Annotated in this window: 11 protein-coding genes; 7 read left to right on the top strand and 4 right to left on the bottom strand. The window is 59.7% G+C overall.

The window, feature by feature from the left end:
* Positions 1-24: 24 nt before the first annotated feature.
* The 3 genes from HY556_10600 to HY556_10590 form a co-directional block, all read right to left on the bottom strand.
* Positions 25-828, bottom strand: coding sequence for an NAD(+)/NADH kinase (locus HY556_10600; protein ID MBI4394222.1), 804 nt, complete (start codon positions 826-828; stop codon positions 25-27).
* Positions 825-1,658, bottom strand: coding sequence for a D-fructose 1,6-bisphosphatase (locus tag HY556_10595; GenBank protein MBI4394221.1), 834 nt, complete (start codon positions 1,656-1,658; stop codon positions 825-827). The genes HY556_10600 and HY556_10595 overlap by 4 nt, the downstream gene beginning before the upstream one ends.
* A 166-nt stretch (positions 1,659-1,824) precedes the next feature.
* The gene (locus HY556_10590) at positions 1,825-2,835 is read right to left on the bottom strand and encodes a hypothetical protein (protein MBI4394220.1); all 1,011 of its coding nucleotides are present in this window, start codon (positions 2,833-2,835) and stop codon (positions 1,825-1,827) included.
* Positions 2,836-3,649: 814 nt separating this feature from the next.
* On the opposite strand from HY556_10590, the gene HY556_10585 reads away from it, so the two are divergent.
* Positions 3,650-3,916: a hypothetical protein gene (locus HY556_10585; GenBank protein ID MBI4394219.1), complete on the top strand. Its 267-nt coding sequence runs from the start codon at positions 3,650-3,652 to the stop codon at positions 3,914-3,916.
* Positions 3,917-5,043: 1,127 nt separating this feature from the next.
* Here the strand turns inward: HY556_10585 and HY556_10580 are convergent.
* Complete coding sequence (locus HY556_10580; GenBank protein ID MBI4394218.1) at positions 5,044-5,601, bottom strand: hypothetical protein; 558 nt, start codon at positions 5,599-5,601, stop codon at positions 5,044-5,046.
* 569 nt (positions 5,602-6,170) lie between these two features.
* Here HY556_10580 and HY556_10575 point away from each other — a divergent pair.
* The 6 genes from HY556_10575 (at position 6,171) to HY556_10550 (ending at position 23,225) form a co-directional block, all read left to right on the top strand.
* Positions 6,171-6,488, top strand: coding sequence for a response regulator (locus HY556_10575; protein MBI4394217.1), 318 nt, complete (start codon positions 6,171-6,173; stop codon positions 6,486-6,488).
* Positions 6,488-7,741, top strand: coding sequence for a hypothetical protein (locus HY556_10570; GenBank protein MBI4394216.1), 1,254 nt, complete (start codon positions 6,488-6,490; stop codon positions 7,739-7,741). The genes HY556_10575 and HY556_10570 overlap by 1 nt, the downstream gene beginning before the upstream one ends.
* Before the next feature lie 1,744 nt (positions 7,742-9,485).
* Complete coding sequence (locus HY556_10565; GenBank protein ID MBI4394215.1) at positions 9,486-10,511, top strand: PKD domain-containing protein; 1,026 nt, start codon at positions 9,486-9,488, stop codon at positions 10,509-10,511.
* Positions 10,508-12,337 carry a sensor histidine kinase gene (locus tag HY556_10560; protein ID MBI4394214.1) on the top strand — a complete coding sequence of 610 codons (1,830 nt, stop codon included), beginning with the start codon at positions 10,508-10,510 and terminating at the stop codon, positions 12,335-12,337. Before HY556_10565 ends, HY556_10560 begins: the two co-directional genes overlap by 4 nt.
* Positions 12,334-12,768 carry a response regulator gene (locus HY556_10555; GenBank protein ID MBI4394213.1) on the top strand — a complete coding sequence of 145 codons (435 nt, stop codon included), beginning with the start codon at positions 12,334-12,336 and terminating at the stop codon, positions 12,766-12,768. Before HY556_10560 ends, HY556_10555 begins: the two co-directional genes overlap by 4 nt.
* Before the next feature lie 1,778 nt (positions 12,769-14,546).
* The gene (locus tag HY556_10550; protein MBI4394212.1) at positions 14,547-23,225 is read left to right on the top strand and encodes a hypothetical protein; all 8,679 of its coding nucleotides are present in this window, start codon (positions 14,547-14,549) and stop codon (positions 23,223-23,225) included.
* Positions 23,226-23,327 lie beyond the last annotated feature (102 nt).

Here is a 23,327-nt window from a genome sequence, read left to right as displayed (position 1 = left end):
TCACCCGCCCCGGCCTCGCCCTATTCAGAGCACCAACCTCTCTCGTAGCCGCCTGTAGAACCGGTTGGTGAAGCGCACGAACCGGGCCGGTTCCCGCGCCCCAGTGAAGACGAGGCGATCCGTGTGCTTGATCCGATACTCGACCTGGCCATCCAACACCATCAAGGCGTCCTTCTCGGCGGAGAGTATCCGTGTCTCAAGGCGGGCCCGTGCGGGGAAAACGTATGGGCGGGCGCTGAGCCGGAACGCTGCGAGAGGCGTCATGAGAACGGCCTCGACGGCCGGATCGACTATCGGCCCACCGGCGCTCATCGAGTATGAGGTGGACCCCGTGGGGGTCGCGAGGATCACGCCGTCGGCGCGGAACCGCTCGATCTCACGCCCGTTGACGCGGATGGAGATATGGAGGAGTTTCGAGGTCTGGGCAGTGCGGACCACCGCCTCGTTCACGGCGTAAGGGAGGCTTCGCCCGTTGAGTGATATCTTCAAGCGCAGGCGCTCCTCGATGTTGTAATCCCCTTTCAAGAGACGGTTCACGGCACGCGGCACATCCTTCGCTTCCACTTCGGTGAGGAAACCGATCTCCCCCATGTTCACACCAAGGACCGGTGCGTCGTTCTTGAGCATCGTCCAGAGGATGGTCCCGTCCCCGCCGACGGTGATGATCGCGTCCACTTCCATGCGCTCGACGGCCTTCGGGGCGAGGCCGATCGCCTTGGCGAGCTTCGGTTCGGCGACGATCGCGGCGCGTTTTTTGACGGCCGCAACGACGCGCTTTGCTACGGCGTACGATTCCTTCTTATGTTTTGCGACGAGGCCGATGTTCATGGCGTCACGCCCAGCTTCTTCTTGGCATCCTTGTCGCCGACGGCGAAGAGTGTCGTGCGCGGCTTCAGGGAAAGTTCCATCGCGAGGTGTGCACCCGTCCCGTCGTAGACCTCCCCACCCGCTTCCCGCAAGATCAGGACGCCGGCTGCAAGGTCGGTGACCCTCAAGCTGTTTCCCCCGTGGTAATAGGCATCAAGTCCTCCCGAGGCCACGACACAGAGTTCGAGTGCCGCCGCCCCAAGGGAGCGGACGTTGAACTTGCTGTGGGACAATACTTCGGCGTTCGGGTCATGACGCCTTCCCATGACCACCGAGACCGTGACATCGTCCTTCGGGTACTTGCGGGTCCGGATCCTGTGCCCGTTGAGGTTCGCCCCTTCACCCGCAATCGCCTCGAACGTGTCGCCGGTCGGGATGTTACGCACGAGGCCGTAAAACACGTCGTCCGTGGTCGACAATCCGGCCGCGAGCGAAACGCAGAAGAAAGGGATCCCGCGGAAAGCGTTCGTGGTCCCGTCTATCGGGTCGAGCACAAGGACCGCCTCGCTTGGCCCCGCGCGGCCCCCCGCCCCCTTGACCAAACCGACCTCCTCCGAAACGACGTCCACCGGAAGCCCCGAGTCCTTGACGACGCGGAGGATCTCGTCTTCCGCAAGTTTGTCGACGAACTTCGTCGGCGTGCCGTCGGCCCCCATGCCGAGGAGCTCCTCGAACCGGGACGAGGGCGTCTTCTTCACGATGCGCGACACCGCATCTGCGCTACGAACCATGACCTTGCGGAGTTCCGAAAGGTCGATGCCGGGTTCGGCCCTTTTCTTGCGTGTCGCCACGACGCGGGAAAGGTGGGCTCTGGATATGAGGGTTGGGAAGAGGGGATGGGGGGCGGGCGGCTGGTGGGCACCCCCTCGTTTCGGCAAATCTCGTCCTTGGTGTCTTAAGGGCTGCCGACGCTTCCTGGATCAGGCTTGGCGACCGTTATCGGATCCCTGCCAATAACTAGTGGTAGGCGAACGTGCTGCCATAGCTTATGGTGGTTCCCGCGAGGGACGCAGGCTGAGTGTGGCTGAACCACAAATCTACCTTGCCTTCACGGTGCGTGTGCGGGCAGCCGCCGACGTGGGCCCCCTGACTCGCGTGCGATGCGCCGTCATCTGAGGCCGTGGCCGTACAGGCCGTCACGCCCATGGCATTCATGCCGGACAGTTTGTTGACGGGCGGGCTTGTGGAGCCGGCCGTCGCACTCCCGATCATGTCGATAAGCAGCGCAAAGTTGTACTGCCGCGTGTTGCTGCCTTCTCCGGAAGGATTGTGGTCGAAGCCGCCGCTGTAGCATTCTGGAATGCTGGACGCATCGGCACCGGTGCAGCCGTTCACGTAGGTGTTGTTGCTGCCCGTGGGCGTGCCTTTCGCCGTGTTGAGTTGGGACGCGGACCCTGTCCCGCGATTCGTCGTGCCACCCGGCAGGTTGGCGGCACTGTCTGTAGTCAGCGACCCGATCGTCACGACCCAAAAGTACTGGCCTCCTCCGAAGTATTCGCGGGTCTCCCAAGGAACGCCGTTAGGGTCCGTGAACAGGTATACGAACCGCCGGACGGCCGACCCGAACGAACCGGCCGGATCCGCACCACCTTGCGTCACTGCGATCACATAACAGCCCGTGCTGCAGTCCTCCGTCTGTATGCATGGTCCGGGGTTCAGCTGGAAGGGTTCACTTCCCACGAAGAACTGGTCATTGAACCAAAGAACGCCGTTTTGGCCGGTCGTGAATGGTGGACAACTCCGCTCGATATGGCGGGCCACTCCGACCACGGCCGAGAAATTGTGGACGTTTCCAGAAGTAGTATTCGTCTCGCTTTCACGGACCACGACCCTATACGTCGTGTGGTTCTCGATCGCGTTGTGACCGCAGGTGTTCGGATCGAAAAGCAGCTGGCACTGAAGGTTCGTCAAGGTGGAGGTGCTTCTTTCCCCTGTCCTGAAGTCGCTGGCGGTGCCCAGTCCGGCCAAGACTACGACAACCGCCAAAGAGGCCGCAAACACCTTTGGGTTCGACGGAATCAATTACGCTTCCCCCTGGCACGAGGCTGGAGAATCCCAAGAGCGGCGGACCGGGGCGTAGAAACGAGCACCGTCACGAATCCATTTCCGGATTGCGCGAGGCGAACCGGGCGAAGCGCGTGAAAAGGCCCATGGCGTCTTTCGCCCCTTCCGCCCCCGTCCGGAACCGGGTCACCGGGTCTGTTGATTCCCGGCGCGTCGTGACTGGCGGTCAGCGCGTCGGTTTCCTGTCCATCCCCATTGCAGACTATGATACCGTGTCTCCTCGCCCCCGAAGCGTAGAGGCTCAGGCATAACGTGAAGAGTTCTGTGTAACTGCGGTGAGTGAAGCGAATCAATAGCCTCAACGGTAGGAGAAAAACGTGTGGGGTCCTTGGAACGAATGGATGAATGTTTTCCTCCAATGCCGGAGCCGCGCGCTAGACCGCTTCAGACCTGAAAATATGGATAAGGCTCGGCTATTACCACGTACAGAGGCGCTTCAATTCGGAGCTCCTTTCCCCGGAGAAAAGCCGCTGGACCATTGGATATTGGACGGCGGCTAGCCTCATGCCGATTCCCTGCCAAGGACGAAACGATGCGCCTGATGCCGGTAAGAGCGACGAACCCGCAGCTGCCGATCCGTCCCTTTGACGGTGCAGGCCGCAGCCCGACCCCATCGGTGTTCCATCCCGTGTTCGCGAGCTTTTGGAAGAAGCCTGGCGTGCCCGCAAACTTGAAGGGAGAGCACCTTGCTGCCTTGCTCCGCAGAGGGCGAGCTGCTATGGGTTCTACGAGGAAGTATCAACGAGCATTTGGCAGGTCGGCGCAGACGAAGATTCTCGATGCGGTGTGGAATCGGCGGGCCGCCGGAATCAACGTGAAGGAGATCAGCGCCATCATCGGCGTGAGCTACTATTACGCGGTCATCATGCTGCCACGGCTTGAGTCCCGGGGACTCATCGTGCGCGAAAGGCGAGGACGCGAGTCCATAATCAGACCGAATACGAAAAGCCCGATCGTGCGGGCCATCAGCCGTTGGAGACGTTAGTCGTCCGGATCCGCGGCTATAACCCTGGACGGGGTCGAAGGGAGCCTACCGCGCCGGATCACCGGCCCAAGTCCCTGGCATGCGCCGGCGTTCGTCTGCCGGCCCGATATGGGGGACCATGGGCCGTTTGGTGGCCGCTCCCGGCGAGCGGAGCAGGTACGCGCTGTCCAAGGAATCTATACCGTCCGTGGAAACTCCAGGCCTCGTACCAAAGAGCGGCTCATCGACCAAATGAATCGATGGATCCCGACAACGCGGTAGGCCAGTGGACCGGTGCGGCCCGCGGCGCCAACCCGCCACGTAAGTCGATTCGAGGGGCAGCGCGCCCAAAAAACTTAAGGAGGCTGAACGATGAAGGCACGCGCTGCACGCAGGTAGTGTCGTTCAAATGATATATGCTTTTTCCAACAGTCGTATCTGGATCATGGTTCACCTGCGGATGCCACCTCTTACAGGAAGGCAATGAGCGACACTTCTCTTTTTCAAGCATGTAGCAACAGTTTTCAAAAAGACTAGGCGATCGTCGTAGACTCATCGAGTGGTAGACAAGGTTGGCGGAACCGTGCCTCGTAATGCGCAAGACGCAGCCAATGCGGGTCGCCGCGGACGACGCTGACGCCGGCGCCGCATCGTCCGCACTCGCTCCACGGTTCGGCTTCTCCGCGCCACATGGACTCCCCGGGGCGCGTCGCTTTCGGCGGTTGACCGCGCTAGGCGTCAGCGCCTTATCCGCCGCAAAGACATGGGCGGAATGCGGTGGGGAAATCTGGGGGCGAGCCCGACTTCCCTTCGCCGCATTCCGACCCGATTATCGTCACCTCTATTGATACGCTCGCCAATCACGCCTCAGGACCTTTGCTTACCTACATTTGCAGCCCATGGTCATGCGCCACCGCCCCGGAAATCCGGACGCCGCGACGGAGGCTTTGGAGTATCGGCCCGGCGGAAACCCCTCGTGACGGATTCGCCCACGCGATGGATTCGAGAACAGTCGATACGACCCCGTAAACGTACACGCCGCGGGAGGTTCTGGCCGCGGTCCACCAATGGGGCGACCCCTACGTCAGTGAATGATTGCTTGTCAAGTCGCAACACACAGTACTGGGGCGCCCTTGCCGAGAAAATCATCACGGCTCCCCGACGGCGGCAGTCCGCTGTACACCGGCACTCGCTAGAGCCGAAGCGTCAAAGACTTCGTCACCGGCCTTCCCGGCATCCGCCGAGCGGGTCTTGTCGCCCGACGTCAAGGCGGCGAGGAGCACCGTAAGATCCGCGTCGGCACTTAGAGACCGGTATCCCCGGTCCCCCGCGCGGTGAACGAGGCCTGCCTGCAAGAGGCGACCCACGTGGTAGTACGCCACTTGCGGGCACACCCCCGTGGCTGCAATGACGTCTTGGATCGAATGTCCGGGGTTTCCCAAGATCGTCTCAGCGATGCGGCGGATCGTATCGCCCCGCAGGAGCGCAATGCGTCGCCCCTGGGCCGCGTGTGCGCCGGCTGCGTGTACCGCGTAGAAGAGCTTGCGCCTCCCAACGATCTCGCTTACGATCTTCCTCGACCGTTCAAGAGTGTGAAGGTGGTGGTACACGGTCCCTGACCCGAAACCGGTTTGACGGATGATCTCCCCTATTGGAATGCCGGGTTCCTTGCGGATGGCTTCCACGATGCGATCACGGCGCGACATTGGAACGTCCTTTAACTCGCGCGAAACGGATGAGCGCGAGCTGCCATCCGCGCCACGATGTCGCATTGATCTTCCGGCTACGCCGTCGCCGTCTCTAGTCAATACATCCTGCGCCAGTGAGAATGCTCGATGCACCGACGCAAGTTCCACGTCGCTGGAAATCGTAATGCTCCGACGGCTCGAAACGCCCTGAAGTAGACCCTCGTCCATCTTTGCGCCCCCTTCGGCTAGTGAGACCGTCTCCGGGAAAGTCATGCCTCGCTCGTAAGAGGGTAACAGACACAATTGTACAAACGCCGGAACCTCGCCGAGGCCGGCGGCCCACCGCCCCGCCTCGAACGGTAAAACGGTTCGCTTTGGACGTGTACGGTTCCCATGTCACTTGCGTGAAGCAAGACCGTCGGCCTGGATTGGGCAGATTTCATCACGTCGTTTGCGGTGCGTTGTTTTTATAGGACGATGCCCTATTCTGGACAGCGTCATCATACTGGGGGACGATGAACGCCATGAAACGAAATGGCATTCCAAACATTCTCGTCGTAGAGGATAATTCAGACCACGCCTTTCTCGTGGGAAAATCCCTGGCTGCGTTGGGAGTACATGTGGAGTTTGCGCGTCACGGGGCGGACGCCTTGGCCTTGGCTGCGAAGAACGACTTCGATGTGATCATCGTCGATTATCGCCTTCCCGATTGGGAGGGTACAAACCTTTGCCGCCAACTACGAAAGAACGGCGTGAAAGCGAAGCTGATCGTCGTTACGGCGATCTCATCGGAGTGGGTCGCGTCTCGCGCGTTCGAAGCCGACGCCGACGATTTCGTCGTCAAAGCCAGCGATTACCCTCAAAGGATTGCGGATGCCGTCGCCGCGATGATCGGGGAGACGTAATGATGGGATCAGGCCTCTCGACCACCTCTATCATCGCAAAGCTGGTCATGTTCGGCCTAGACCAGCGAGAGGCGAAGGCGTTCCACGAACTTTCTCGAATGGGGGTGTGCACAGGGTCCGAACTGGCGCGTGCGTCCGGCCTCAGCCGGACAGAAATCTACCCGGTTCTTGCGTCACTTGAGAACAGGGGTCTTGTGACCAGGACGTTGGAGCGACCGACCCGTTTCCAGCCGATCGCGATAGAGGCTGCGCTGGAAAGACTCGTGGATACGAAGAAGGCCGAATTCAAGGCCCTCGAGGCGGCCAGCGAGACCTTGCACCAACACTGGCCGCGACAGGCCACCTTGGCTGCGCCGACGAACGAGCGTTTCGCGGTTTTTCGAGGGCCGAAACAGATTCACGGCATCCTTGAGCGGATGCTCGACTCCGCTCGGGAAGAGATCCTTTTCGTGACGACCCGACGAGGCGTCTCCAGGTTCGAGGCCGCCGGCATCTGGGAGGGATTGGTCTCCAAGGCCCGGACCGGGATCGTGGTGAAGGGCCTCATGAACATCGAGAACGCCTCTCAAGCCCCGGAAAACCTTGAACTTGCTTCTCTCATGATTAGGCACTTGAATGTGGCCGGTCATCACCAGATGCTCATCGTCGACGGTCGGGAACTCGTGATGTTCATTTCCGCTCCGTCCCAGTTTTCCACGACATCCTCCGGGGAAGCCGTCTTGTGGCTCAATTCCATCGACTTCATCCTTGCCCAGAAAGTGCTTTTCGATGCCCACTGGGCGGTCTCCATGGAGGCGACGGCGAGGACGCGTGAACTGGAATCCGGCGAGGCGGCCGAGCAGGTCGGCGTCGTGCGGGGAAGATGGGCCCGGTACAACAAGATGAAGGAGATGGTCTACAGGGCGAAAAAGGAAGTGATCTTCGTCACTGATGGAGGGAACTGGGCTCGCGACGTGAAGGCGGGCATCGTCAAGCTTCTCTCGACGCGCGCCGGTGCCGGCGTTCGTACGCGCGTGCTTGCCACCCGGAAACCCGGATCACCCGGGGCAGGTCTCGAAGTGCGGAGTATTCCCCAGATCCTCCCGTTCAATGGAGTCGTCATCGATGCGACGGAAATGCTTGTGGTCTTGGGGGCTGACGAGGACCCGGACGCGATGGCTTCGGAGAACGAGTGGTCCGTTTTGGTGTCGAGGCGAAAAGACGTGACGCTGGCGTTGGCCCATTTGGAGACACTGTGGGCGATGGGAAAATGAAGACGCACGCCCGGCCTTTGGTGCTACGCAGTTGACAACATATGGTCATTCAATCGTCTTGGGCGGTTGGAAATTCTGCGTCTTGACGGAAGACCGCTACACCGGTCAACCGTCGCAGGCGGCTGCGGGCTCATCGAGTTGGAATGGCTCGCCCTACAACCGTCATTGAGACGGCCACAGGTGCGTCCCTTTTAAAGTCGGAGTGTGTGTAACGATTTGGACATGCTGTTGCTTATACGTGCACAGGAAAATCGAACTTGGGTATCGGGGGAGGTGAAAGCTTTCTCCTTTGGCGTAAGTGCATTGGGTACACAAGTGGGGCGAGAACCTTTTCGGCTAAAACGACCCCGTTCAGGGCTCGTTCCCCGGGTCCGTGCGTCTCCGAGAGGCGTCTTGGAGAAGAGTCGGGCCGCAACGGGTATAAGGAAACCCCGTCCCAATGACGACTGATCGGCGAATGGACACACCCCTCGATGCTGGAGAGCGAAGATCATGGGTGAGGTACAGAAGACGCGGATCAGGGCAGGACTGGTGATCGTTCTAGCATGCGTTGCTATTTTGGGTGTGGCGGGCACAGCGGCTGCGCACGACCATGGATGCGTGGTGGCTACTCATTGGCCCGTAATGATCCACAACAGTACACCCGTCTACGGCTCGACGTGCGTCGGCCCATGGATGAGTGAGGCGAATTGCACTCTGAGAGTGCTAGGGAACCCCATAATTTGCTGACGAGCCCTAGATGGCATAGTCTTATTTTGTGGGGTGAGCGAAGGTGAAAAGGACGATGTCGACGCACCGCTTCGCACTGTTTCTTCTGCTTCTTGGCCAGGGGACCCTGAATCTACTGGCCACGGCCTCGGCGGAAGACGTTCACGTTGGCACGGTGTTGATTGAAGGCGATACGTCGATTTGCCCCGTCGAAGGACGCACGACGCTTATCGCGAACTGTGGCTCTGCCGATGGCAGTGAAGCTCGACCATACCTTCTGCAGGACTTGGTCATGGAGGCGGGCAATACCCCAAATTGTGCGCCGCATGGTAATGCCATCGCCCAGACATGTACGGCTCCCGCGTACTGCGCCGGGAGTGAAGTCTCAGGCGCCTTGGCTATCTGCAACGTCACGAAACATCTGCTCGTGCGACAGGTGACCGTCCGCAATGGCGCCGCGGCCCTCCCAGGTGACACGCTTGCCTCACCGAGTCGCCCATCAGCCGGAGTTTTTCTTTCCAGCGCGCCTAATGTCTCGTTCGAGGACGTGACGGTGGAGGCAGCCGGGATCGGGCTTCATTTGGAAAAGGGCTCTATCTTGAAGACTACCGCGCAACCGGTGAACAAATTCAATGGTCTCCGCGTCACGAGCTTATGGGCGGGGAATTTGAAAACAACATCGGGCCCCCTTTCACTGGCGTCGGGCGACGAAACTGTCCAAGCTCCCCTCTTCGAGGCCATTGATACAAACGTCCTCATAGAAAACTCGACGTTCGATGGCGAACACCGGTCAGTCGCGCTCAGAGCGATCGGGATTACGGCTCAGGTCTACCCATTGTTTCAGATGTCGGGTTCAAGAGTCTCTAGCTCCTTTACTCGCGGCCTCGAACTGGTGGCCGTTGAGCCCCGCATAAGCGGCAACACCTTCGAACTGATTGGCATGCTCGGTGCGAGTCCATACGCGAACCTGGATGCGGTCAAGCCTCTCAGCTCGACTAGGACAAACATCTATCCAGAGGTTGTGGCAGCTATCTTTATGCACCAAGTTGGTCCTGCCTTCGAGATTGTTGGAAACACGTTCGAAACTCGCGGCACGTCCATACGTGTTACCGACAGCAACAACGGGACCGTAGAGTTCAACAGATTTTCGGGCCGGTCCACCATTGACATCGCATATTTCGAGCGAGATGCCTGCTCCAACACGCTTGCCTTCAACGACATCGAGAATCTGAGGGTCGTCAACGCCCCCGGCGACTGCCCCCTTGAGGCGCGGTACAATTGGTGGGGAAACGCGGTCGAGCCTTCGACGACGCCGCCGCAAGCCGACGGCGCAATGGCCATTGACCCGTGGCTGACTCTTCCCCCGGAACAGCTCCCCAAGGTCGTCATCGCGTGGCCGCCAAGCGGTTCAGTGGTCCGTGGAAACGTCATCATAAACGGCACCGCCGAATCGAAGGACGGGACGCCGATCAATAAGGTCCAAACGAGCAAGACCCGCTTCGATTGGGACGATAATGCCACCGCCACGGGGCAGGAGCGTTGGACGCTTCGTTTGGACGCGAGCAACCTCCCGACGGGGCCGTTTTCCCTTTGGGTCCGCTCGTGCAGTGCGGTCGATTGCGGAGTGCCGGCGAGACTTGACTTGGCCATCGCCGGCGTTCCGACCCCCCCAATCGCGATTCTTCGGGCCAGCTCAGATGTCGTCCTAGCAGGAGAAAACGTGACCCTCGACGGTCGCAATTCATACTCCCCCCAAGGCCGTCAGATCACGGGTTACAGTTTCAGTTTCGGAAACGGAAACGCGACCCCTTGGGGAACCGACGCGACGTCAGTGGCCGTATTCAAACAGCCAGGGACCTATACCGCATCTCTCCAGGTGCGCGACGCCGCTGGACTCAGCAACACCAACACGCCAAGCGTCCTCATCTACGTGAAGTCTCGCTCTTCGACGGTTGCCGATGGGCCCAACTTCGCGCCCGTCCCGGCGCCGCTCGTCTGGGAGACCGTGCTGGCCGGTCTCGTGGGCATTACGCTTGTTCGTGGACTCAGGAGAAATCGATGAGGTGGAACCTCCGCTGGCAAATTACTGTGATCTTCATTGCGGCGGTCGTGGTGGTGGCGGGCGTCTCCACTGGATTCGGGCTGCAGCAGACTAATTCTCGCATCCGCGACTCTATAATAGAAGAGCAGCGGGCATCTGGGTCCAATACGCTGAACGGCGTCTCGGGATTCTTCGAGTCCAGGCAACGGTCCTTGGCCTCCACGGCCGGCACGATAAACGCGGCGGACCTCGAACCCGCGGTCGACACGAGGGCAATCCAAACCATCTTTGACCCGTTGGTTGCGCATTCCTCAGACTTCCAACGCGTATTGCTGGTGGACTGGGGAGGAAAGGTGCTGGTGTCAAGGCCCGCCGGCGACGGCACCCCTTTCGCCTCGTTTGAAACCGATCCGACATTACGCCTGAGCGTGGATTCAAACAAGCCAATCCTCTCGATAGATCCCCGTTTGGGCCCACCTTATTGGGTGGTCCCGGTCCCCGCTTCGCCTACCGAACGCCCCATGAGCGTCGTAGGCATTCTCAGCACGGGAAGCTTGGACAAGATCCTCATCGAAAACATCGCGCAACGAGGCGAAGCCATCCTCACGGATCTTGGAGGCGGCATCGTCGCAAGCACGCTTCCAGACCAGGGGCAGGATTCCCTTGCGGGTTTGGACGCGTGGCGGACTCTCGAATCCGACCACGACGCCGTAGTTGAATCGAGTTGGGATGGGGTCTCGGGGGACGTTCTTGCGACGGGGGCCCGCTCCGATGCGCTTCCGTTTGTCGTCGTCACGCTTAGCCCCAAGAGTCGAATGACGGCGCTCCAAGGACAACTCGTGTGGAACGCTGCGCTGACCTCTGCCGGTCTCGTGGGAACGGCGGCGATCCTCGGCGTGATCGCGACGGGGCTCATAACGCGGCCACTGGCCGAAGTGCGCACCGCCGCGCGCAAGATGGCAAGCGGCAGGCTTGACGCGAGGGCTCGCCCGCGCGGCGCGTTGGAACTACGGGAACTTGCGACGGATTTCAACGCCATGGCTGCGTCGTTGGCCGAAGAACGCGCCGAATTGATGACGCTTCAACGGAATCTGGAGACGATGGTCGCCGAGCGGACCACGGCCCTCCAGCGCAAACAACAGGAGATGGAACTTTTCTTCTACACCGTCTCGCATGACATCAAGAGCTCCATAATCACGATCACGGGCTTCGTGCAGTTGGCGGAGGAGGAGGTGGCGAAAAAGAATCCGGGACAAGGCGAACTCCGCGAGTACTTGTCGCGGGCCAATCGCGCCAACGAGAGTCTCCAGAAACTCATCGTCGAGCTCATGGAGTTTGCCCGCGTGGAGCAGCAGGAACCCACGTATCGCATCGCGGACGTTACTCATGTGGCAGAGGCTGTCTTCGCGGAGCTACGAGTACTCGCCAAATCCCGGGGAGTCGAGCTCTTGACGGCAGGTCCACCCTTGGAAATCGAGACCGACGTGGACAGGCTTCGACACGCCATCACGAACATCGCACATAACGCCATCACGTACATGCCAGCCAAAGACGGGGCGAGCGTCCTCATCTGGTGGGACAGAAATGATGATGACCTGGTTCTTCGCGTCCAAGACAACGGGGCCGGCATGTCCAAGGAACTGGAGGGCGCGCTGTTTCAACCCTTCGCCAACCGCCGCTTGAAGAAACGCAACCACGGCGGGAGCGGTCTTGGTTTGAGCATCACCAAGCGCCTTGTTGAGGGTCTTGGAGGGTCGATCTCCGTTACCAGCCAAGAAGGGATCGGAACGACGTTCACGATCAGATTGCCGTTACGCCACGAGATGAATGGAGACCACGTTGTGTGACGGCTTCTCCATGCGTCCTAGTCGTCGACGACAATGATGATCATAGGCTTCTGGCGAAGGTCCTCTTAGGGCGCTTGAATCCAGATCGGAAGTTCCTCCTTACCGAGGCAAGTTCCGGCCCCGAAGCGCTTTCAAGGCTCGACGAGCTCGTGAAGCAGGGGCGAAACGTGCTCGTGATCACGGATTTCGTCATGCCCGAGATGACGGGATTGGAGTTGATGCGCCACGTCCGAGCGCGACACGCGCACGAGGAAGTACGAGTCGCGGTATTCACGTCCCTGGCCAAGGCGGTCTTTCCCGAAGCGCCGGAGTTTTCCGGGGAGGACGAGATGTTCGCAAAACCCGCGGGGTTGGACACTTTCCAACGGGAGCTCGCACGAATTGTAGCGCGATGGGCGGAGACCGTTTCGGCTGCGAAGGAGAACCAGTGACGCGCCGGGAGCGTGACGTACATCGTCCGGCGTGTCTCCAGTACGGCTAGAAACGCCAAAAATCGCAAGAACCTCGGCAAAACGGCCTAAGGAGGAGGTGAGGCCGGGAGTCTCTCCCGGCCCAACGCTGGCGTTAATGAGGCTATCAAGAATACCCAAGGTCGGAAAGGTCTTTAACGTGTGTATGAAATGGGGTGACATACGGCGTCGCCTTTCACGTGGCGACATCGTCTCCATGCATCCGATCGCCGTGCGCCATTTGGCTCCTCGACTTGTGGGCCACCGCCTTCCACAATTGCAACAGGCTCTGATTCCGGCCCGGCCCAGTTGGACTCAATCCTGACGGTCGGTACTGCCACAGGCGCGACCAAATATCCTCCAATACGAACATGAACCACGCTTCCCATGCGTCGAATGGCCTCCTTAAGGAATTGGCGGATGGCCGGTCGCAGGCCGCAGCAGGTTTTCGCCCCCCTACCTGCTGCGGCCGACCCCTCACCCTCTCTTGATACTTTCCGTGTGATGTTGAAGGAGATCGACTCCTTGTTGCGCTCCATGGTCGAATGGTTCTCGCGCGTGCCCCTCGTCGTTTGGACCGGACCATGTAGCCTCTTCGTCACTCCAACATTGCGCTTGATCCAAACCTGGGACCGAACAATACATCTTTTCCATTCCCTTGAAGCTGGCGCCCCGACTAATTCTATTTTTCCTCCAATGACGATTTAGCGAATGAAGTGAACTGAAAGCTTGTGGCCCTTAAGAAGCGCCGATACGTCCCACTTAGGAGTCGGTTCCGCCCTTGGCTTCTCCTCTTCCTACTGACAGGACCATCGATTTTCCCGTTCATAGGCGAATCCGATGGGCAGACGACGGAACCCACGAGCGTCGAAAGGGTCGCGAAGGATACCTCCGACTCCACGGAAGAGACCGTGATGGAGCAGTCTCCGAACCCTACCACGGACCACCTCCTGCGCGAGATATTCAGGCGACGGAATGAAACGGCCGAGGAACTCACGAAAGCGCTTAATGCGACTGGTGTGACGCCAAACGAATGGTTGCCTGTGGTCCCATCACGCGTGTTCGAAGACCATTTCGATGAAGGGACGCGGACTGGTGGGATTGGGGAATGGCGAGTTTTATCTGGCGAATGGCATGTTGAAGCCGTCTCGGACGCAAAGGGCGGCTCAACAGCTGCGTATGCGATGACCAACGTGACAACCCATGCATACACTTCAGGATCCGCGTTCCTCGTATCCCCGGTGCTCGATCTGTCTGCATGGCTCCTGCAACTAAGCGAGTACTACGTTGTCCAGGACGACCCTGGAACCGAGCCAGACGAAACTCTTCGCGGGGCGTGTGGCCAGGGGAGTGCGACGGCTGGCGCACCAATCACGCTACCACCGCAGGTCGGCGGTCAAGTGCCGAACCCTGCCGGGCCGGCCCTGTCGTCCGCCATTAACGCGATGTGTGCAGGACTACCAAGCTTCGGCGGCCGATTCCAACCAAAACAGATTCTTCTAACAGTCAGGCAGCGATACAACTTCGGCGCCACTTCGGATGAAGGCCGTGTCGTACTATTTACTACCGATCCCGCCCTGGCTGGCGCTAAGCGGACCGTGTTGACTCCGCTGGCGGGCGACGATTTCTTAGCAGACGATGACGGAACGCCTTCCGGCGAGACATTGCGCGGTACCAAACCTTGGCACGATGTAGCTTTCGACCTTACGCGTTGGTCCGGGCGCAGGATATGGATAGGATTCGAGACGACCGCTGGGAAAATGGCAGCCGACGACCCCGATTACTTTGGAAAGCAACGGTTCCCCGACGGAGGCCCGTTCGGTTGGTTGATCGATTCTCTCCACGTCTCCGCGCCCGCTTTCGGCAAGAACCTGAAAGTCTATGACATCGACGGGCCACGTTATCGGATGGACTGGCGCGAGCCTTTCGCCAGGGTGGCCCCGGGAACAAACGCCACTTTTTCCGCAATTACTATCAACGCGGCGAGCAACGCCGGTATTGCGAATCTCACGATGACCCTGGAGGGCGTGGGAGTCCCGGGAGGATCCATCGTTCGGGCGTTTTCCAAATACCTGTTGCCAGGCGAAGTGTGGACGACGGGCATCACCTTGCCCATCCCCACCAATGAAGGAAATGAAATCCAAGTACGAGCCACTGCCTGGAATCCGGGCCCTGCCGGGCAAAGGCTGCCAGATCCCACGCCCGACAATGAGGCGAAGCGGACCTACTCGATTAGTGTCGTCAAGGACGCGAGATTGGACGTTGTTCCGTCGAAGACGATCATTGACTACGGCGAACCGTCCCCGGTCCAGGTTCTTTTGATGAACACGGGAAACGAGGTCCTTAAGGGGGACCTGCATGTCGTTGAACGACTGCCGGATGAGGCGCAGCCGAATGCGAGTACCGGGGTCGTCATCGCGCAACTCGACGCGGAGGTGGTGTTGGAACCGGGGGGGGTGCAAGCGCGCACGATTGCCGGTACTTCGGCAGCCCGGGGCAACCACACAATCCGAGCGCGTTTCGCGATGGAAGGGGGTGGGGTGGTCCTCAGGGACGCTTCGTATTTCGTCCACGCGTCGCCCCCTCCGATTTTCTTGAACCGCGGAACTGTCGCAGAGCTGGGATGGGAGGCTCAACTCGCGGACAAGCCGATACCAATGGATGATGAGGGGATGTGGGTGGCCCTCGGATCGTCCGATACCGAGAACACGGTAACGCTCCGCGCCCTTCCGACGCCGGCTGCGGCTGCTGTTGGGAACGCGAAATTTACAGACCTCCGCCTTTCGATAAGGCACCAGTCTCGCGGAATGCCGGTCGACATCGTGATTGCATACGCTCGGCCGGTCGCGCTCGAACCGACAAGTAAGGAACGTATCGAAGTATGGAAGGTCCATCTCCCCCAAGGCAACACTCGCATGGCGATCGAAACCAACAGTTCATGGGTCACACAAGTCATTCCCGTTGAGCCCGACCCGAGAGACGGTTATCTTGACATCTGGGCGGTGGATGGTTTGGAGCTGGATGTCATGGTTCTGCCTAGTGGCGGTCAGTTCTTCCTCGATTCTCTGATTCTCACCGGCATTCCCTTGAATGGGGAGGAGTCGCAGCGCATCGATTTGATTCGCATCACGGGAGAGGAGCTTTACTTGCCGGGTTCGCCCACCGCCGTGGTGGGGCCAGCAGTCCCCTCGCAATGCCCGTGGGACCCTCCCCAACCGGACAGCAACAACCCCATCCTAAGGAATTGCTGGCGACCATGGTCTAAGAGCCGTGCCCTGGATGAACGCGGAGCAGGCATATGGCGGAACGGCTCGGACGTTGCTACGGGTATGCTCGTCGATGGCAATCCCGCCCTCTGGAAGTACGATGATCCGGCGGGCATGGGCCCGTCCGAAAGGCTGGTTTCGCCCATCATTCACGTGGGCACCACCGAGGATCCCGTGTTGACATTCGCGCATAACTATCTATTTCCGGCCTATCCGCTGGATGGGCCCTCCTCGCCCTCCTACGAGATTCTGAAAATGGGTTTTGTCGAGCTCCAATATGCACGCGAGGATGGGAATTGGTCTCGTTTCTATCGACTCGTTCCGGACACGACCTACTGGAACCTGCCTGGTTGCGGGAGTAGAGCCGAGGGCTACTCCGGGCCTCTTGAACGAGACGACACATGTAGAGAGAGGAGTCCCGGACTGAGTTCGTGGACCCACGGAGACGGGTTTTATCACCCAGGTCCTTGCCCCGAGACGTCTTCCGGGACAGTCTGCGCCGATGGCGGGTATGTCAAGAACATGGCTTACCGCGACGAAATTCCGTCCCTCACCTGGAGACGTTATGATCCTTGGCCCGCGACGAGCGTACCTGCCTTCGTTCTGACGCCGGAGCGCCAAGCAATCGACGGGATCAATCTCTCCGGACGGGACATCCGGTTGGCCTTTCACGTATCGCCAACGACGCGCCCAGGCATTGGGAATCCGATGTCCTCCCTGTGGACGCTCGGCGATGTGCGCGTGGCACCAGTCAAGGTCTTCGGCGTCGACGCGGAGGTTTCGGGGGTATCCCTGGACACGCCGTACGACTGGCGAACACTAGGCGTCGGACCCGCGACGACCGTTCCATTGAACGTGACGGTCCGAAACGTAGGGCGGTTTCAAGAGGACTTCCAAGTGCGGCTCGTCGTACAGGAGCTAAATGGTGCGGTTATCCAGGAAGTCGTGGAACGGGCAGGTCTGCTATCGGCGGGAGAGGTGAAGTCGTTTTTCGTACCGTGGGAAGTCCCGCCAATCGAGGGACGGCGTTATGAGATCACGGCACGGGTGGAGCCGGCGTCCGGTCACGTCGACGACGAAAATTTCTTCAACGATGAACTCACCTTGGGTTCTGACGGATCTCTATCGGCCGTCTCCGTCAGGGCGGCAAACGTAACAGCGGCTGCTTCACCACAGAGCGCACGCGCCGGGATCGCGCGCTACGTGGACTCGATGCTGTTCAACAGCGGCAACGTTCCGCTCGAGAATGCGGTCGTCCGCCGCATAATTGAGCGCCTGGACGCCGGGAATCGCTCACTCGTCGAAGAGCGCAGCTGGACCCTTGCACGGGCATTGGACGTCGACCCACGGGGGTCGCCTTTCGCCGGCATGGAAACGAACCCTGAGAAGAAGCCCATGGACGACTACTTCGTGCCGGCGTCCGCTGGTCTTTACGTTCTCACACTCGCAATGGAATTCATGAACCATGCGACCAACCAGACTATCGAGACCGTCGCGCACAGAAGTTTCTTCTTGGCGGAGGAGAGCTTGGCATACGATGATTTCGAAGCGGCCTCTCGATGGAAGTCGAGCCCAGAAGACCTGTGGGGTCCCGGCCCCGGGTTCTTGAGCAACCAAGGCGTCCTTTTCTACAACCGAACAACGGGCGCAATCGCTCCGTACACCGATGCGTGGGTGGAAAGCCCTACCGTCCCTCTCTCAAGCGCACAGAGCGCCACCGTCAACATGGTCGCTCGCTACGCCCTCGAGTCAGGTTATGATGGGGCCCTCCTAGAGGTGTCCGTCGACAATGGCAGCTCGTGGCTCCCCGTTCCCCCGCTCGATACCCGCGGGCGGGTGATTCAATACCCGACCGGCATCGTAAATAGTAATCCACTCGCTGCCTCGACATCCCCCGCTCATCCGACCTTCGGTTTGTCGGGGGACTCCCGAGAGGAGACAGGAAGCCTCGACGGGTGGGTGTCCAAGTCCTTCAGCCTAGGTGCCTTGCCTCAACTCACGCAGGCCGCCGAGTTCACCGTTCTGCAAGCTCCCAGCGTGCTCGGCTTCATGAAAAGCGTCGGAATGGGCGTATATGCTGCAGAAGAAGGCGCGGATGACCCTTCCCGTTGGGAATTTCAGAACTTGACTGAGGGTGTGAAAGCGCAAAACGGGACCTTCTGGTGGAGCGGCATGGCAAACGCTGGGTCCACGGGATTGACGCGAAAACTTACCCGTGATTTCGTCCCGTTCTCACAAGTTGGTGTAACCGAGAATGATGCGATTGAACTTTCTTGGATAGATTGGCGCCCGGGCAATGCGGGTTCCTCATGGATAGGAATAGGCGCCACCTACGGTTTGCAGGTCACTCAGTGGCCCGAGGAAGCCCCCGCGCCCATCGTGTACGCTACGGCAAGGGACGTGCGGTTGATTGAGAGCCTCGGCCCCTGGAACAGGGTCGGGGCCGTTCTCAGAGGTCTTAGCCTCAACGAGCCGACAACCATCTCTTTCGAATACGATTCCAAGGAGGTCACGGTCGGCGCAATGGGGTGGGGCATCGAGGACATCGACCTTCGGGCCACGCGCTTCGTGAATGGAACTCTAGACCTCGTGGCGCGGTTGACCGGTGACGATGACGGCGATTCGGAGGCATGGCGCATCGAAGGCGGCGAGTGGCAGCGCGTTTCGTCCATTCCGGCGCGCCCGGGGGATTGGAGCGTGGTCCGGTCCATCGGGCCAGACGGAACGTCGTCCCCGATGTGGCACGTCCAATCGAGACCCAACATGGACACGCGACTCATTACCCCGGCCGTCGACCTCGCGAATCTCGGGGGCGTGAAAGCGAGTCTCCTCCTGAAACACCTGCATAATTTTTCCTTTGAGGACGATCCGAGCAGTGCGCTTGATTACGGCTCTCTCCGATGGGAAGGCAGGGTGTACGAGGGCGGTGCCGTCGAGGTTTCCAGATTCAATAGAACCACGGGCCAGTGGGACGCGTGGAAGCAGCTTTTTGCCGATGCTGGCGGACCGGATCATGAACGCACCGAGAGGGTGAATGTCGACGCGGACCACGAGGGATCTCCGTACGACAAGACGTTCGCCGATTGCGGTGATAGTTTTGATCACTTTCCGCGCTATTATTACCAGCGCTATCGAAGCAAAAGTGACCTCAGCGACGCCGCCGCGTTCTATCGGCCCTACGAGATAACTGTTTCCTACGCTTTCACGGGGGAGAGCGGCCCCGATTTCAGGACGAGTGAATTCGATCTGAGTGATTACCTGGGCGAGACCGTGCGCTTCGGATTTCACGCATTCGCCACATCCAATGAGAATGGTTTTGGTGGGATGAATCATGGGTGGACGCTTGGTTCGATTGCCGTGGTTGGAAATGTCCTAAGCACCAACGATGCCCGATTCAGGGTGCGCGTGGGAACAGATGCGAGTGTCCTCCATGGTTCCCTAGGATTCGATCAGTTTGAGGTGAGTGGCAGAAGCTACAACAGAAGCATCGGCATCTATTTGGATGATGGAAGCCAGCCCTCGACCGTCGGTGAAGGTGCCCTTTCAATTCTCCGAGGATTCGTCAAAAACTTCGGTAGCTCGACCCGGAGAGACGTTGCAGTGGGCTTGAGGACGATTGGGGCCGCTTTTCCGAGCGTCAGCGTCCCTGACGGGCGGCCCGAAGGCATCGCCCCGGGCTACGATCGAGTGGTGGTCATCGACAAACTCGAGCCTGCAGGAGAAGAGGGTTCGGTCCAGCCCTTCGCGTTCTTAGTGAAGGCCGGCCAGGTCGAATCCCAACACAGGATCGTCTTGGAAGTACTCGATGCGGACTACCGACCGTCCGGGGCAACCTACGCTCCGGTGATTGACGATGTCCCCGGCCGCGCCCGAATTTCCTGGACCATGGAGGTCAATGACACGGCGGCTCTGGGGTTCGAGAGGGTCGCGCTCAATCCCGTGTATCTGGAAAGTCCCGGGAACGTTACGGTCGTCGCCACGATCCAAAACCTGGGGAACATCAGCCTGAATGGGTTGAGGCTCACCGGGCGATGGACGCATGTCGACAACGGGGACGCGTTGGAGGGGAAGACGCTTGAGACGGGACCAATCCCTCTGAATCCGGGAGAACGGGCGGCATTGACGCTCCAGCCGGTAGCCCTTCCTTGGGTCGGCAACTACACGTTGGGCATCACCGTAACGGCGACCACGTCTAAATCGAGCTACATTACTCTCTCAGAGAACCTTTCCTACCGAGTCGCAACGAGTGATATCGCTCTAACAAGTGGGTTCGACGGTACTTTGGACCGCTGGATTCCGTCGGGTTCCGAACCGTGGCAGTTTAGAACCGCGATCGAAGGCGCTCCGTTCGGGAACGGTAGTGTCATCTTCGGGTACGACGACGCGGCGTTCTATGGGAACGGCTCAAGCCTGGGGCGCGTCAACGGCTCCTTAGTCAGCTCGCCAATTGATCTTAGAGTCCCAGGTCCAGATCCGGAGTTGACATTCTGGCACAAGCCTCTCTTTGACTCATCGGGTGAGATACGCGTGTTTTGTAACGATACTCGCCTTCAGCCGGAAAAGGGTGACGCCCAAATGGCGGGGCGTTCCACGGAGTGGGAGCAGGTGCGTATGCCGCTGCCAGAAGACACAACGCTTGGTTGTCTCGGCTCCAAGAACGCGGTCATCCAGTTCGAGGTAACTAACGCCACCGGACAAGGTTGGCGACTGGACGGAGTAGCTGTGGAAGGTGGGGCGCTGCGTCTCGTTCCACACGACCAGGAATGGGGGCTGGAAGACAGCGCGCAAAAGGCGTACCGTTTCCTGGTGACGAATAGCGGCTTGGCTCCTCGTTCTGTCGAATCGAGAGTTTCGACGCATGTACCGTCGGCAACCCCCGGACAGATCGGCTGGTTTTCGATAGACCCTGCGCATACAACATTGGACCCTGGGGAATCGTCGGTGTTCACCCTGATTGCGCAAGCCCCCCCGGCCAGGGGCGCGTCCGACCAGGGTGTGGTGGCCGGAATCAGCGTCGGCGACGCGAATACAGAATACGTCGCGACCACAGCTTCTGCCCGTTTCGCGTTCCACCCTAAGCCACGGGCCGACCTGGTAGCGGCAGTCGTTGTTGATGGGAAGGCGGCGCGTTCGGAAGAATCTGATCTAGAGGAAGCGATTCCCCACGAATTCAGCGTTATTCTTACGAATCAGGGCAGAGAGCGGAGTCGCGCGACCCTGGTGCGCTTGTCAATCTTGGAGCCATCCGGATCGGCAATTTGGGAACATGACGAAATCGTGGATTCCCTAGAACCTTTCCCCAGTTCGGAACAATCCACCGTAGTTAGCGCGGCATGGGCCCCTCCGCTGGGCAAGCGGAGCATTTTCTTCTTCCGCGCCATCGTGGATCCAGATCGACTGAACATCGATTACGACAGGACGAACGACGACTTCACGGTTCGCGTCCGGGTTGTACCGTTGATTCGGCCGGATCTCGTTGTGGATTCCAAGGACATAGAGATAACTAACCCCGACGGGGTCCCAATCCATGAAGCCGTCCCAGGCCAACTCATACGAATCTCCGCTTCGGTCGCCAACCGGGGCTTCTCGGACGCTCACGACGTGGTTGTCAGGATCCTTGCTGGAGGCTCGGTCTTGAAAGAGGAGGCGGTGCCGCTTCTGAGACCTGGCGATGCCTACCCGATCCGAGTGAACCACTTCGCGTCGGAAAGCAGTCCACGCTATCGCGTACTGGTTTTCACGAAGGACCTTGAAATCCAAACGGCGAATAACGAGCATACGCTCGACCTTCCAGTTCTTCCTCCGGAACTGATGATCAACGTTTCAGGCGGTCGAATCCTGGCCAATCCCGGGGAAACCAAGGTGGTGGCGCTGGAGCTCATTAATAGCGGGCCGTACCCTCTTGTCGTCACCTTGAACGCTCTGAGCCCACAGGGTCCGTTCGCGGTTATCGATCCAAAGGATGTGGCAATCGGGAGCGGCGAAAGAAGGTCACTTGAGCTCACGCTTGCTCCGACACAGCGAGACCTTGCCGGCACCCGTCTCATCACCATAGGAGCCCTTGGGTCGGACGGGAAGGAGACGCGACGCACCATTCTCGTCGATGTCGCGGAAACGCCCTCGGCCGAGCTGTTTCCTTGCATGGGGACCGGACAGCCAGCCAGTCTTCCGTTCGCCTTCGACGTGGCCAATACGGGGAACATCCCTATCTCGCCCTCGGTCTCCATCAATAAGGATGGCGTCGCCTTGGGCCGAACGACTCTGCCAGTGATTCCGCCGGGTGGGATTCATCAAGGCGGGCTAAACATCAGATTGGCGCCATCGACCGCGCCGGGACTCCTTGAGGTGTCCCTCGTCGCAACTCTTGGCGGGCGAATCCTATCGGAAGCAAACTGCACAATGCAAGTGGAGGCATGGGGCGACATCAATGTTGCCGTGGAATCGACCAAGACTTATGGCAGTGATCTCGTCGCCGTGCTCACAGTGGGCTATCAAGGCAATGTGCCGACCGTCGTCCAGCCGATCGTTGTAGGCCTCCCGGATCAAGCCATCGCGACGTTTGACTCCCCGTCTATCGTACTGATGGATGGAGACCACCGTGACTTACGCCTGACAATCGCCGCTGCGCCAGAGGGCCCCAATGGCCTCTTTTCGATGCGCGCCGCCTTGGTGAACGCCGGGATCCTGGCGGCGAACGCCAAAATCGCAAGTTCGGTCCCGCTCTCGATTGACCTTCGACGGCCCCTCTTGGAGATCGCCCGCGTGCACAAACCCACCCACACTTCGCAATGGGCGGAAGGACAATTGGTGACCTACATCGTGACCATTAGCAATCCGAGTGCCTTAGCTTCAAAAGAAGTCCCGGTTGAATTCTACGTTGATGGTGTCCTCAGCGCCCGTGAGCTGATTGGTGAAATGCAATCTGGCAAGACCCAGGATGTCCGCCTCAACTGGAAGTCCACGGCTGGAAGGCACAATGTCGTCATCGCCGTCGATCCGAACGGCCCTGCCGGCCGGGGCTCCATCGCTTACGTCGACGCCCTCGTTGTGGAGTCTGATTACGTCAACGGTGCCAAGCGCGCCGTGCCAGAAGCTTCATTGCCCATGTTGCTCCCGATCGTCTTCTTCGCGGCCCTTCGGCTTGATCGGCGAACTCGGGGGAACAAACCCTGACGCGCAATCCTCTCCCTTGCTGCCTCGCCTTCGTCATGCTTCTGTCGGCCTTTACGCCGATTGTCGACGGCGAGAGTGCACCAACGCCGGTCGCCGAGTGGT

The sequence above is a fragment of the Euryarchaeota archaeon genome (assembly GCA_016207515.1).
In the GTDB taxonomy this organism is placed as follows: Archaea; Thermoplasmatota; SW-10-69-26; order JACQPN01; family JACQPN01; genus JACQPN01.
Note: the sequence above shows the minus strand (reverse complement) of the source record. Positions and strands in the feature narration are given on the sequence as shown.

Excerpts from the sequence above, each read along its gene's own strand:
- HY556_10570 (MBI4394216.1), top strand. The coding sequence starts at position 6,488 with ATGATGGGATCAGGCCTCTCGACCACCTCTATCATCGCAAAGCTGGTC.
- HY556_10580 (MBI4394218.1), bottom strand. The coding sequence starts at position 5,601 with ATGTCGCGCCGTGATCGCATCGTGGAAGCCATCCGCAAGGAACCCGGC.
- HY556_10550 (MBI4394212.1), top strand. The coding sequence starts at position 14,547 with ATGGCAGCCGACGACCCCGATTACTTTGGAAAGCAACGGTTCCCCGAC.
- HY556_10600 (MBI4394222.1), bottom strand. The coding sequence starts at position 828 with ATGAACATCGGCCTCGTCGCAAAACATAAGAAGGAATCGTACGCCGTA.
- HY556_10565 (MBI4394215.1), top strand. The coding sequence starts at position 9,486 with ATGCACCAAGTTGGTCCTGCCTTCGAGATTGTTGGAAACACGTTCGAA.
- HY556_10585 (MBI4394219.1), top strand. The coding sequence starts at position 3,650 with ATGGGTTCTACGAGGAAGTATCAACGAGCATTTGGCAGGTCGGCGCAG.
- HY556_10560 (MBI4394214.1), top strand. The coding sequence starts at position 10,508 with ATGAGGTGGAACCTCCGCTGGCAAATTACTGTGATCTTCATTGCGGCG.